The following is a 12617-nucleotide window of genomic DNA, read 5'->3' as shown; positions in this document are numbered from 1 at the left end:
TCGGGGGATCCGAAAACCCCCCCGTGCCCCCGTCGCCGGCGAAACCTTAAGACGCAAGGCCGCCGCGCGCCCGCTTAACCCTTCTTCAATCAATCGCTGAAACCGCAACCGCAGTGCATCTGGTAATGGTGCTGACATGATCCATCCTCCCAAACAGGATGAATCACACATCAAACCGCAAGGGAATCCCAATGATCCAGGTTTTGGGCGGAACGCTTTAGGTCTTTGATTCACGCTAAAGCAGGACCGACTGGAAGTCGGTGGGTTTGCTCCAGTGAGTGGATACTAAATCCCCCGGCTATGGTCATGATGATCCAATTGAGTCAGGCCACTCTGGCGCGTGCGTGACGGCTCAGTCCGTAGCGCGTTCGGACGGATGCCCGCAATTCCCAGACCTTGTCATTTGCCATCATAACGCCCGCGCCACACCCGCCAGGCGGCTCTATCTGGTTGCGCCATCGGGTCGGGCTGTCCTACACAGACGTCGGATCAACGGAGGAATGCGCACATGCGCCGCGTCGTCGTCACTGGGCTGGGCATCGTCTCATCCATCGGAAATAACGTGGACGAGGTAGAAGCCGCGTTGCGGGCCGGAACCTCTGGCATTGTGGCCAGCCCAGAGATGGCCGAGCATGGGTTTCGAAGCCAGATCGCGGGCACGCTGAAAATCGACCCGTCCGAACATATCGACAAGCGGACGCTGCGTTTCATGGGGCCGGGTGCCGCCTATGCCTTTATCGCGATGGAACAGGCGATTGCAGACGCGGGCCTGGAGGACGGCGATGTGGTCAACCCCCGCACCGGTCTGGTTGCGGGATCGGGTGGACCTTCGACCTCAGCGATTCTGACCGCACATCAGACAGTTCTGAAGACAGGCGCCACCAAGCGGATCGGGCCATTTTCCGTGCCAAAATGCATGTCCTCCACCGTCAGCGCCAATCTGGCGACGGCGTTCAAGATCAAGGGCATCAACTATTCCATAACCTCGGCCTGTTCAACCTCCCTGCATTGCATCGGCAACGCGACCGAGCAGATCATGCTGGGCAAGCAGGACGTGATGTTCGCTGGCGGTGGAGAGGAACTGGACTGGACCCTCTCGTGCCTTTTTGACGCGATGGGCGCAATGAGTTCGAAATACAACGACACCCCGGACCGCGCGAGCCGCGCGTTCGATGCAAACCGCGATGGGTTCGTCATTTCAGGTGGCGGAGGTATCGTGGTGCTCGAAGAACTGGAGCATGCCCGCGCGCGCGGTGCTAAGATCTATGCCGAAGTGACCGGCTATGCAGCGACATCCGATGGCCACGACATGGTGGCCCCTTCGGGCGAGGGCGGCGAGCGGGCCATGCGGCTGGCGCTGGAGACGGTGCCACCGGATCGCACCGTCGGCTATATCAATGCGCATGGCACCTCGACTCCTGTCGGCGATGTGGGCGAGGTTGAGGCGGTGCGCCGTGTCTTCGGGCAAGGCTCCACCCCGCCGATCAGTTCCACAAAGTCCATGACTGGCCATGCCCAGGGGGCGGCTGGCGCGCTTGAGGCAATCTTCAGCTTGCTGATGCTCGACCGGGATTTCATCACCCGCTCTATCAACGTCGAAACGCTGGATCCTGCACTGGACCCCGCAGAGATCGCGACGGAGTACACGGAAAACGCAAACCTCGACAGCGTGATGACCAACAGCTTTGGCTTTGGCGGCACGAACGGATCGATGGTTTTGTCGAAATATCAAGGGTGAACGGCGTTATGGGTATGTTGGATGGAAAACGCGGGCTGGTCATGGGTGTGGCCAATGAACGGTCGATCGCGTGGGGCATCGCGCGCGCGCTGCATCAGGCAGGGGCAGAGCTGGCCTTTACCTATCAGGGAGAGGCCTTTGGCAAACGGCTGGAACCGCTGGCCCAAAGTTTGGGCTCCGATTTCATGGTCGATGTCGATGTGACCGACGATGCCTCGCTCGATGCCGCGTTCGACCAACTGGCCGCGCGCTGGCCGACCATTGATTTTGTGATCCATGCGATCGCCTTTTCGGACAAATCCGAGCTGACGGGCCGGATCCTGAACACCAGCCGCGCGAATTTCAAGAACTCCATGGACGTCAGTGCTTACTCCTTCATCGAAGTGGCGCGGCGCGCTCACCCGTTGATGATCGAAAACGGCGGCACGCTGATCACCCTGACCTATCAAGGCTCCAACCGTGTTGTGCCCAATTACAACGTGATGGGCGTGGCCAAAGCGGCATTGGAGGCCGCAACCCGATATCTGGCCAATGACCTGGGGCCCGAAGGCATCCGCGTGAACGCGATCTCCCCAGGCCCGATGAAGACGCTGGCTGGCGCGGCCATTGGAGGCGCACGCAAGACCTACAAGCACACCGATCAGAACGCACCGCTGCGCGCGAACGCAACGCTGGAGGCAGTTGGCGGCACCGCCGTTTATCTGGTGTCGGATGCCGGTGCCTGCACAACAGGAGAGATCATCCGTGTCGATGGTGGCTTCCACGTGCTGGGCATGCCGCAATTCGACCATCTCTGAGCACGAACCATGCTATCCTTGCTCGCCAAGATCCTTGGTCCAAACCGCGCAGTAACCGCCTATGTCAACATCAGACGATTTGGCATACCAGTCGGTCTTGTGATTGGTTTTGCCGTGATGTTCTGGCTGATCGTCAGGATCTCCAACCCGGATAGGATGGAGCATCTCGCTTACATCCGAGCCGACGTGATCGCTGTGACACCGCTGATGCAGGACGCCAATTCAGGCGTGTTCATCGATGTACGCCTGCCAGACGGCCGGGAGTTGAAATTGACCGAAATCGAAGGCGCGATTTCCAACGAACTGGGAGACATGGCCTGTCTGGAGCGGCGGCGCGACACCGTCACGGAGGAAATCAGCTACCGCCTCCGGCGCCTGCACCGTTGCGCGGGATGATCTGCGGCGGGATCTGGGGGCTCTGCCCCCGGCCTGCGGCCTCCCCCGCCGGTATTTTGAAAGAGAAGAACTGTGAGCGAGCACCTCTGCTTCTTCTGGCCTTAAATACTCCCAGGGTTTGGGACAGCGTCCCAAGGCCCGTGCGGCCCCGCACAAATAGAATAGAATGCGGCGCAGCCGCTCCTGCCTGGCAACAGGTGACGCTCAGGCAAACGCCTGAAAGACGATACCCGACAGGATCGCTCCGGACACGCCCAGCGCCAGATAGGTGGCAAAGACACGCGGTTTGACCAGAGACCAGACCGCCGCCATGGCCGGGATCGAGCTGACGGCCCCTGCGATCATAAAGGCCATCGCCGCCCCCGCGCTCATCCCTTGGGTCATCAACCCGGCCAGAAGGGGTGGAGCGACATAGGAGTTGAGATAGGCGGGCATGCCGACAATGGCAGCTATGGTGATCGGCACCACACCCTCTCCGCCAACCAAACCGGCGATCAGATCGGCAGGCACATATGAGACAAGCAAAGCCTCCAGCGTATAGGCCAAAGCCAACCATTTCAGCAGGAAGAGACCGTTTGAAATCAGTTCCTGACGGAAATGCAGCCGTCGGGATGCCTGCCTCCAGAACCGCCAGACCGGTGTGGCATCCTGTCTCGGGCCAGCCCCGCAGCAACCGCTGCGTTGATACACGCGTAGCGGGGCTGCGAAGGCACCGCGGCGCATCAGCGCCTGGATCACAAGACCGCCCATCAGGCCCAGCGCCACAGCCGCCACCGCTTTGCCAATCGCGAAGGGCCAGCCGAGGGCAGCAGCGGTGATCAGCAAGGTCGGCGGGTCAATAAGCGGTGAGGCGAGCCAGAACGCCATCACCGCCGACAAGGGCGCACCCAGCGCCAGAAGGCCCGCGATAAAGGGGATCACCTCACACGAACAGAACGGCGCGAGCCCGCCAAAGATCGCCGCCAGGAAGATCATCCGCGTTTCGCGCCCCTGAAACGCGCGCGCCACCATCACCTCGGCTCCCGTCGCCTTGAGATAGGCCAGCATCAGCACCGCAAACCCGATATAGGGCGCGGTATGGGCCAGTGCCCGCACGGCAAAGCGTAGCGTCTCCATCAGATTGCCGGGATCCAAGATCGCCACCAGCCCCAGGATCAGCATGATCGCCGCCCAGGGTGTCTTGAGCATGGGGCCGAGCCTGCGACTGGTGCGGATCGTTTGTGTTGTCTCAACCATTGTTTGCGGCCTCCCTGACCTCTTCGGCGCAGCATTCGCTGAGGATGAACCCCGCCAATTGCTGCAACTGCTCGAAATTTGCGCGGTTGATGACGGCACGACCCACGCGTTCCTGCACGACCACACCGGCGCCTGCGAGAAATTTCAGATGATGGGCCAGGGTCGAGGGCGCGATGCCCGTACGATCCTGAATGTCGCCCACACTCAATCCGGGCTCCCCGGCGCGGATCAGAGCGCGCAGCACCTGCAGGCGTGCCTCCGATCCCATTGCGGCAAATCCTGTTGCGGCTTCTTCCCAGGTCATGATCACCTTCATTGATTCTATATAACTAGTTTTATAGTTTTATCATGCGGCTGCCTAGCCCTTTTTGCATGGCCCCTATCGGTCCAGATTGCACCCGGCTTATGTCCAGCCTATCCTGTGACATGGTTGTTTCGGTCGACACATTCTTTCTTCGCCAAGATGGGCCCGGCACGCTTCAGGCGCAGATCCAGGAGATGATTGCCCAGAGCATCCTTTCGGGCCGGTTTCATTGCGGGGAGAAGCTGCCGTCCTCACGGAAACTCGCCGCCCATCTCGGGGTCAGCCGGATCACCGTAACGCTGGCCTATACCGAACTATTGGCGAATGACTATATCACCTCGCGCGGGCGATCGGGATACTTCGTTTCCGACACCGCCCCCGTCCCGCCCGCCTATGCGCCAACGACCAAAACCACCGACAAGGTCGATTGGTCGCGCGCGCTAGCACATCGGTTCACTGGCGGAGATACGCCCCGGAAACCAGATAACTGGCAGGATTTCCGCTATCCTTTCATCTATGGACAGGCGGATCCCACGCTCTTTGATCATGCCAATTGGCGGCTTTGCGCGGTGCGCGCGTTGGGGCAGAGAGACTTCACCACGCTGACCACGGATTATTACGATCAGGACGATCCGCTCTTGATCGAGTTCATCGCGCGCCACACCCTGCCACGCCGGGGCATCGTCGCGCGGCCCGAAGAGATCCTGATCACACTGGGCGCGCAAAACGCGCTGTGGCTCGCAGCGCAGCTGTTGCTGGGGAGCGGCAAACACGCCGCCATCGAAGATCCCTGCTATCACGCGCTGCGCGATATTCTGCACAAGATGGAGTGTGGGCTGACGCCTCTGCGGGTGGATTCCGATGGGTTGCCACCCGATTGCCTGCCGGACCGAACGGATGTGGTCTTTGTCACCCCCAGTCACCAAACGCCCACTACAGCGACCATGCCGCTGGAGCGGCGGCGGGCGCTCCTGAAGCGCGGGCATGATCTGGGTGCCGTGATTGTCGAGGATGATTACGAGTTCGAGATGTCTTTCCTCGGTCCGCCCTCGCCGGCGCTTAAGTCTCTCGATGAAGATGGGCGTGTCATCTATGTGGGCAGCTTTTCCAAATCGCTCTTTCCCGGGCTGCGGCTGGGCTATCTCGTGGGGTCCGAGCCGTTCATTCGTGAAGCGCGCGCGCTCAGGGCGCAGGTCCTGCGCCACCCGCCGGGACATGTTCAGCGCACGGCGGCCTATTTCCTGTCGCTGGGCCATTACGATGCCCAGATCCGGCGCACCGCCAAGGCACTGCACGAGCGGCGCGAAATGGTAGAGGCCGCGATTGCCCGGCACGGGCTGAGGATCGCAGGGCGCGGCGTTTATGGTGGCAGCTCGCTCTGGATGGAGGCGCCTGCCCATGTGGACACGGCCGAGTTGGACCTGCGGCTGCGCGAAAAGTCTGTTCTGATCGAACCGGGCGCGCCGTTCTTTGAGGCTGCCAATCGGCCGCGACATTACTATCGCCTGGCCTATTCCTCGATCCCGACTTCGCGGATTGACGAGGGCGTAGCGCATCTGGCGGCAGGGCTGAAAGAGATGGCATAGACTGGACCTAAGCGGGGTCAGGCTTTGGCCCTAACCCGCGCCCCCACCGGGCCTTAGACAAACCGGTGTCCGGGGCCCAATGAGATGGAGAGACGCCTATGAAAATGACCACCGAAGAAGCCTTTGTGAAAGTCCTCCAGCGGCACGGCATCGAGCATGCCTTTGGCATCATCGGCTCTGCCATGATGCCGATCTCGGATCTGTTTCCAGCGGCGGGCATCACCTTTTGGGACTGCGCGCATGAGGGTTCGGCCGGGATGATGTCGGATGGATACACCCGCGCCACCGGCAAGATGTCTATGATGATCGCCCAGAACGGACCCGGCATCACCAATTTCGTCACAGCCGTCAAAACCGCCTACTGGAATCACACTCCGCTTTTGCTGGTCACGCCGCAGGCCGCCAACAAGACCATCGGTCAGGGCGGGTTCCAGGAAGTCGAGCAGATGAAGCTCTTTGAGGATATGGTCGCCTATCAGGAAGAGGTGCGCGACCCCTCCCGCGTGGGCGAAGTGCTGACCCGTGCGATCAGCCAGGCCAAACGCCTGTCGGGTCCAGCGCAGATCAACATCCCGCGCGATTTCTGGACCCAGGTCGTCGATATCGAGATCCCGGAACCAATTGCGTTCGAGGCCTCTCCGGGGGGCGAAAACTCGGTGGCCAAAGCCTCTGCCCTTTTGTCGGAAGCCAAGAACCCTGTGATTCTGAACGGCGCGGGCGTGGTCCTGTCACAGGGCGGCATCGAGGCATCCATCGCGCTGGCCGAACGGCTCGATGCGCCGGTCTGCGTGGGCTATCAGCACAATGATGCCTTTCCCGGCGCGCATCCGCTGTTTGCGGGGCCTTTGGGCTATAACGGCTCCAAGGCGGGCATGCAGTTGATCAAAGAGGCCGATGTGGTGCTGTGCCTTGGCACGCGGCTCAACCCGTTCTCGACCCTGCCGGGATACGGGATGGAGTACTGGCCCGCCCAGGCCAAGATCATCCAGGTCGATATCAACCCCAACCGCATCGGCCTGACCAAGAAAGTGACTGTGGGCATCGTGGGCGACGCGGCCAAGGTGGCCAAAGGCATCCTCGCCGGTCTCAGCGGGACCGCAGGCGATGCGGGCCGGGCCGCGCGAAGGGCCAAGATCTCTCAGACAAAATCGGCCTGGGCGCAGGAACTGAGCTCCATGGATCACGAAGAGGACGATCCCGGCACCACCTGGAACCAGCGCGCGCGGGCCGACAAACCCGATTGGATGAGCCCCCGCATGGCCTGGCGCGCGATCCAAAGCGCGCTGCCGCGCGAGGCAATCATCAGTTCGGATATCGGCAATAACTGTGCTATCGGCAACGCGTACCCGGATTTTGACACAGGGCGAAAATACCTCGCCCCTGGTCTTTTCGGGCCGTGCGGCTATGGCTTGCCCGCCATCGTGGGCGCCAAGATCGGTCAGCCCGAGGTACCCGTGGTGGGCTTTGCAGGCGACGGCGCGTTCGGCATCGCGGTCAACGAGCTGACAGCGATTGGCCGGGGCGAATGGCCCGCGATCACCCAAATCGTGTTCCGCAACTATCAGTGGGGGGCCGAGAAACGGAACTCCACCCTGTGGTTCGACGACAACTTCGTCGGCACCGAGCTGGATCAGGAGGTCTCCTATGCCGGGATCGCCAAGGCCTGCGGTCTGGAGGGTGTCGTGGCCCGCACCATGGAGGAGCTGACAGCGGCGCTCAACAAGGCCATCGACAATCAAATGAACCATGGCAGAACCACCCTGATCGAGGCGATGATCAATCAGGAGCTTGGTGAGCCGTTCCGTCGTGATGCAATGAAAAAGCCGGTTGCCGTGGCGGGCATCGATCCTGCGGATATGCGCCCGCAAGTGGTATGATCCAAATGCAGGCCACCGTATGAACGACCTGCTGGGCCTCTCGCCCGGTGTGGCCGCATTTGCGGTCTGTGCCTGTTTTCTGGCGGGGGCCGTGCGCGGGTTCGCGGGCTTTGGCCTCTCGGCTTTGGCGATGGCCATGCTGGCCGTGGCGATCCCGCCAATCCAGTTGATCCCGGTCTTTTGGTTTCTGGAAATGTCAGCCTCCGTTATTTTGATGAAAGGTGGCTGGGCCGATGCAGACCGTCGAACGGCGCTGACGCTGATCCTGGCCTCCTCCATCGGGTTGCCCTTGGGTTTGCTGATTTCGCTTGCGATTGATCCGGTGGCGTCCAAGACCGCAGCGCTGTCGGTGCTGATCGTATTGGCGCTGGCCCAGTTGATGCGGCTGCGCCTGCCGATCCTCGCCACCGGACCCGGCACCGCGGCCACGGGCCTCTCGGCGGGGATCATCACCGGCATCGCGGGCGCGGGGGGTATGCTGATCGCCCTTTATGCCATGGTGCGCGACCTGCCCGCCCGCCGGATGCGCGGCACGCTCAACATCTACATGCTGGGCGCGGGCTGCATCGGCCTGATGACACATCTGCTTGTCGGTACGATGACCGCACAATCGGCCACACGCGGGGTTCTGTTGATTCTCCCGACGCTGGCAGGCGTGTTTTTGGGCAAGGCGCTCTTCACCCCGCGATGGGAGGGGTATTACAAACCCGTCTGCCTCACGCTCTTGATCGGGCTGGCGACCGTCGGACTGATCCGTCTGGGGGTCGGCGCATGAGGTCGATTGCCCTTCCCTTTCAGGAAAATGAAATCCAATATTCCAACTGGCGGGCCAAAAGCGGAAAATTCTTGCCAGCCTGCCAGATCTGGTCAAGCGTCCAGACAGCCTGAGGGAGAGAGCATGGCCCATCGCCAACCAAAACTGGACCTGTCGCCCCATGTCTCGGACGAGGTGCGCAAGACCACCTGCTATATGTGCGCCTGCCGCTGTGGCATCAACGTCCATCTCAAGGACGGGCCCGATGGCAAGAAACAGGTCGCCTATATCGAAGGCAATCGCGATCATCCGGTGAACAAGGGCGTTCTGTGCGCCAAAGGGTCGGCGGGGATCATGCAGGTCAACGCGCCGTCGCGGCTGCGCGCACCACTCAAACGTGTCGGTCCACGCGGATCTGGCGAATTCGAGGAAATCAGCTGGGACGAAGCGCTTGACCTCGCCGTGAGCTGGCTGGAACCTCTCCGCAAGACCAACCCGGAAAAGCTTGCCTTCTTTACCGGACGCGATCAGTCGCAATCGTTCACGTCGTTCTGGGCACAGAACTTCGGAACGCCGAACTATGCGGCCCATGGCGGCTTCTGTTCGGTCAACATGGCAGCGGCCGGCATCTATACGATGGGTGGCGCATTTTGGGAGTTCGGTCAGCCCGATTGGGACTATACCAAGCTTTTCATGCTTTTCGGCGTGGCCGAGGATCACGACAGCAACCCCATCAAGATGGGGATCGGCAGGATCAAGGCCCGTGGCGCCCGCGTGATCGGCGTGAACCCCATCCGCACCGGCTATAACGCCGTGGCCGATGATTGGGTGGGCATCACGCCGGGCACCGATGGGCTGTTTATCCTGTCGCTGATCCACGCGTTGATGAAAGCCGGGCGGATCGATCTCGATTATCTGGCACGGTTCACCAATGCGCCCTGCCTGGTCAATGCAGACACCAAATCCTCCGAATATGGGCTCTTGCTGCGCGATGAGAAGGGCAAGAGCCTGGTGATCGACCGCGAAACCGGCAAACTCACCCCGTTCGATCAAAAGGGCGTGCGCCCCGATCTGTCCGCCACTTACCGCCACGCGGGCCTGACCCATCGCCCGGTCTTTCATCTGATGGCGGAGAAGTACCTCGATCCGCAATATGCACCCGAGGCTGTGGCCGAACGGTGCGGCATCCCCGCCGCGCGCATCCGGGCGATTGCCGCCGAACTGGCGCGCGTCGCCTTCGACGAGGCATTCGAGCTGGACCGCGCTTGGACCGACTTCCGAGGCGAGACGCATAAAACCATGACAGGCAGGCCGGTCTCGTTTCATGCGATGCGGGGTATCTCCGCCCATGCCAACGGATTTCAAACATGCCGCGCGCTACATGTGCTGCAAATCATCCTGGGAACGGTTGAGGTGCCCGGCGGCTTCCGGTTTAAACCGCCCTATCCCAAACCCGCCGAAGCGCATCCAAAACCCCATTGCCACGCCACACCCGACGGCCCGCTCGACGGCCCGCATCTTGGCTTTGTTCACGGACCCGACGATCTGGCCCTAAGGGACGACGGCAGCGCGGCGCGGATAGACAAGGCCTTTACCTGGGAAAATCCGATGTCGGCCCATGGCCTGATGCACATGGTAATCTCAAATGCCTACGCTGGCGATCCCTACAAGATCGACACGCTCTTCATGTATATGGCGAATATGTCGTGGAACTCGTCGATGAACACGCGTGGTGTTATCGACATGCTGACCGACAGGGATGACAAGGGCGACTACGTTATCCCGCACATCATCTACTCGGATGCCTATAGCTCCGAGATGGTCGGCTATGCCGACCTCATCCTGCCCGATACCACCTATCTGGAACGCCACGACTGCATCTCGCTGCTCGACCGCCCGATCTGTGAGGCAGATGCCGCCGCCGACGCGATCCGCTGGCCGGTGATCGAACCCGACCGCGATGTGCGCGGGTTCCAGACCGTGCTGATCCAGCTCGCCAACAAGATGAAACTGCCCGGCTTCACCGACGCGGATGGCCACGCCAAATACACCGATTACGCCGATTACATCGTCAACCACCAGCGCAAACCCGGCATCGGGCCGCTGGCCGGTTGGCGCAAGCCCCCGGAAGGTTCGGGGGTGGGTGGGACCTCTTCCGACGACAACGTCGGAGGAAGGGGGTCACCGAACCCCGAACAGCTCGATAAATACGTCGAAAACGGGGGTTTCTGGACCTCCCACATCCCCGACGCCGCGCAATATTACAAACCCTGGAACGCGGCCTACCAGGATTGGGCGGTAAAGCTGGGGCTCTATGACAGCCCGCAACCCTATCTCTTCAACCTTTATGTGGAACCCCTGCGCCGCTTCCAACTGGCAGCCGAAGGGCATGGGCAGCGCCAGCCCCCCGACCATTTGCGCGACCGGATCAAGGCATATTTCGACCCGCTGCCCATCTGGTACGACACCGAGGGCGATAACAAAGGCGAAGAGTTTCCCATCACCGCGCTCACCCAGCGCCCAATGGCAATGTATCACAGCTGGGGCACCCAGAACGCGTGGCTGCGCCAGCTTCACGGGCACAATCCGCTCTACCTGCCCACCAACCTGATGCGGGAGAACGACCTTGAAGACGGCGACTGGGTCCGTGTCACCTCACCACACGGAGAGATCACCGTCCCGGTGATGCATATGGCCGCGCTCAACGCCAATACCGTCTGGACCTGGAACGCCATCGGCAAACGCAAAGGCGCTTGGGCGCTGGAGACCGATGCCCCCGAAGCCACCCGGGGCTTCTTGCTTAACCACCTTATTCATGAGCTGTTACCCCCGAAAGGCGACGGGCTGCGTTGGGCCAATTCCGATCCGATCACCGGACAGGCCGCCTGGTTCGACCTCAAGGTCCGCCTTGAAAAAGCACACGCCCCGGCAGAGGCACAACCTGCTTTCCCACCAATCGCCTCGCCTGTGGGCACCGGCCCCAAATCCCTGACATGGAAAATCGGATCATGAACGCCCGCACCCGCACCCTCCTGTTGATCCTGGGGTTCGTCGCGTTCAGCCTTGGCTCGTTTGTCTGGTTCATCGCAACATGGGACCCCGCGAAGGAAGAGCCTGTAGTCCACATCCCCCCGCCCCTGAACGAAAGCCTGACATGACCCTTCTTCCCGAAAAAACCGACCGCAAACTGGGCCTTGTGATCGACCTGGATACCTGTGTCGGCTGTCATGCCTGCGTGATCTCCTGCAAAGGCTGGAACACCGAGAACTACGGTGCGCCGCTCAGCGATCAGGACCCTTACGGCGCCGATCCGACGGGCACGTTCCTTAACCGGGTCCACTCTTACGAGGTGCAGCCCGAGGAGGGGGCCGCCCAACTCATTCATTTCCCCAAATCCTGCCTGCATTGCGAAGACGCGCCCTGCGTAACCGTCTGCCCTACCGGCGCCAGCTACAAGCGCGCTGAGGACGGGATCGTTCTGGTCAACGAGGCCGACTGCATCGGCTGTGGCCTATGTGCCTGGGCGTGCCCATACGGTGCGCGTGAGATGGACAGCGCCGAAAAGGTGATGAAGAAATGCACACTTTGCGTCGACCGCATCTATAACGAGAACCTGCCCGAGGAAGACCGTGAACCGGCCTGCGTGCGCACGTGTCCGGCCGGGGCACGCCATTTCGGAGATTTCGCGGATCCCTCTTCCAACGTGTCCAAACTGACTGCCGAGAGGGGCGGGATGGATCTGATGCCCGAGCAGGGCACAAAGCCGGTCAACAAATACCTGCCGCCCCGCCCCAAGGACACGCTGGAGATGAAAGTCAGCGGCGCGCCCCCGCTGCTGACCCCCATTGCCGAAGAACCGAAGGGCTTTCTGGGCTGGCTTGACCGGACACTGGGCCAGATCGACGGTAACAAGACCGGCGGGCGCTGAG

The 12617-nt window shown here is 61.4% G+C and carries 11 protein-coding genes; 9 read left to right on the top strand and 2 right to left on the bottom strand.

The features are described from left to right. The first annotated feature begins 508 nt into the window (after positions 1-508). From fabB to HEP69_RS10220, 3 genes are read left to right on the top strand one after another with little or no spacing between them, the layout of a single operon-like run. Positions 509-1738, top strand: a complete 1230-nt coding sequence (gene fabB, locus HEP69_RS10230) for a beta-ketoacyl-ACP synthase I (protein ID WP_290558413.1) — start codon at positions 509-511, stop codon at positions 1736-1738. A gap of 8 nt (positions 1739-1746) precedes the next feature. Continuing rightward, the gene (locus tag HEP69_RS10225; protein ID WP_290558412.1) at positions 1747-2535 is read left to right on the top strand and encodes an enoyl-ACP reductase; all 789 of its coding nucleotides are present in this window, start codon (positions 1747-1749) and stop codon (positions 2533-2535) included. A 9-nt stretch (positions 2536-2544) separates the two neighbouring features. Beyond that, complete coding sequence (locus tag HEP69_RS10220; protein WP_290558411.1) at positions 2545-2931, top strand: hypothetical protein; 387 nt, start codon at positions 2545-2547, stop codon at positions 2929-2931. 204 nt (positions 2932-3135) lie between these two features. On the opposite strand, the gene HEP69_RS10215 is transcribed toward HEP69_RS10220, so the two are convergent. Together HEP69_RS10215 and HEP69_RS10210 are read right to left on the bottom strand one after the other, a co-directional pair. Continuing rightward, on the bottom strand, positions 3136-4167 hold the full coding sequence (locus HEP69_RS10215) for a permease (RefSeq protein WP_290558410.1): 1032 nt from the start codon (positions 4165-4167) through the stop codon (positions 3136-3138). Further along, positions 4160-4471, bottom strand: a complete 312-nt coding sequence (locus tag HEP69_RS10210) for a metalloregulator ArsR/SmtB family transcription factor (protein ID WP_290558409.1) — start codon at positions 4469-4471, stop codon at positions 4160-4162. The genes HEP69_RS10215 and HEP69_RS10210 overlap by 8 nt, the downstream gene beginning before the upstream one ends. Positions 4472-4593: 122 nt before the next feature. On the opposite strand from HEP69_RS10210, the gene HEP69_RS10205 reads away from it, so the two are divergent. The 6 genes from HEP69_RS10205 to HEP69_RS10180 all read left to right on the top strand — a co-directional run bounded on the left by HEP69_RS10205 (position 4594) and on the right by HEP69_RS10180 (position 12616). Then, positions 4594-6057 carry a PLP-dependent aminotransferase family protein gene (locus HEP69_RS10205; protein ID WP_290558423.1) on the top strand — a complete coding sequence of 488 codons (1464 nt, stop codon included), beginning with the start codon at positions 4594-4596 and terminating at the stop codon, positions 6055-6057. Positions 6058-6155: 98 nt separating this feature from the next. Next, positions 6156-7934: a sulfoacetaldehyde acetyltransferase gene (gene xsc / locus HEP69_RS10200; RefSeq protein WP_290558408.1), complete on the top strand. Its 1779-nt coding sequence runs from the start codon at positions 6156-6158 to the stop codon at positions 7932-7934. A 19-nt stretch (positions 7935-7953) separates the two neighbouring features. Beyond that, positions 7954-8709, top strand: coding sequence for a sulfite exporter TauE/SafE family protein (locus HEP69_RS10195; protein WP_290558407.1), 756 nt, complete (start codon positions 7954-7956; stop codon positions 8707-8709). A gap of 123 nt (positions 8710-8832) precedes the next feature. Next, positions 8833-11700, top strand: coding sequence for a molybdopterin oxidoreductase family protein (locus HEP69_RS10190; protein ID WP_290558406.1), 2868 nt, complete (start codon positions 8833-8835; stop codon positions 11698-11700). Beyond that, on the top strand, positions 11697-11846 hold the full coding sequence (locus HEP69_RS10185) for a hypothetical protein (RefSeq protein ID WP_290558405.1): 150 nt from the start codon (positions 11697-11699) through the stop codon (positions 11844-11846). The genes HEP69_RS10190 and HEP69_RS10185 overlap by 4 nt, the downstream gene beginning before the upstream one ends. Further along, positions 11843-12616: a 4Fe-4S dicluster domain-containing protein gene (locus HEP69_RS10180; RefSeq protein WP_290558404.1), complete on the top strand. Its 774-nt coding sequence runs from the start codon at positions 11843-11845 to the stop codon at positions 12614-12616. Before HEP69_RS10185 ends, HEP69_RS10180 begins: the two co-directional genes overlap by 4 nt. Position 12617 lies beyond the last annotated feature (1 nt).

Origin of the sequence: Aestuariivita sp. (assembly GCF_021404545.1) — a bacterium.
Classification (GTDB): Bacteria; Pseudomonadota; Alphaproteobacteria; order Rhodobacterales; family Rhodobacteraceae; genus Aestuariivita.
This window is presented reverse-complemented; position numbering and strand designations above follow the sequence as displayed.

What these genes read in the sequence shown, in the direction of transcription:
- HEP69_RS10185 (WP_290558405.1), top strand. Translation starts at nt 11,697, where the DNA reads ATGAACGCCCGCACCCGCACCCTCCTGTTGATCCTGGGGTTCGTCGCG.
- HEP69_RS10225 (WP_290558412.1), top strand. Translation starts at nt 1,747, where the DNA reads ATGGGTATGTTGGATGGAAAACGCGGGCTGGTCATGGGTGTGGCCAAT.
- HEP69_RS10215 (WP_290558410.1), bottom strand. Translation starts at nt 4,167, where the DNA reads ATGGTTGAGACAACACAAACGATCCGCACCAGTCGCAGGCTCGGCCCC.
- HEP69_RS10205 (WP_290558423.1), top strand. Translation starts at nt 4,594, where the DNA reads ATGGTTGTTTCGGTCGACACATTCTTTCTTCGCCAAGATGGGCCCGGC.
- HEP69_RS10195 (WP_290558407.1), top strand. Translation starts at nt 7,954, where the DNA reads ATGAACGACCTGCTGGGCCTCTCGCCCGGTGTGGCCGCATTTGCGGTC.
- xsc (WP_290558408.1), top strand. Translation starts at nt 6,156, where the DNA reads ATGAAAATGACCACCGAAGAAGCCTTTGTGAAAGTCCTCCAGCGGCAC.
- HEP69_RS10210 (WP_290558409.1), bottom strand. Translation starts at nt 4,471, where the DNA reads ATGACCTGGGAAGAAGCCGCAACAGGATTTGCCGCAATGGGATCGGAG.
- fabB (WP_290558413.1), top strand. Translation starts at nt 509, where the DNA reads ATGCGCCGCGTCGTCGTCACTGGGCTGGGCATCGTCTCATCCATCGGA.
- HEP69_RS10220 (WP_290558411.1), top strand. Translation starts at nt 2,545, where the DNA reads ATGCTATCCTTGCTCGCCAAGATCCTTGGTCCAAACCGCGCAGTAACC.
- HEP69_RS10180 (WP_290558404.1), top strand. Translation starts at nt 11,843, where the DNA reads ATGACCCTTCTTCCCGAAAAAACCGACCGCAAACTGGGCCTTGTGATC.
- HEP69_RS10190 (WP_290558406.1), top strand. Translation starts at nt 8,833, where the DNA reads ATGGCCCATCGCCAACCAAAACTGGACCTGTCGCCCCATGTCTCGGAC.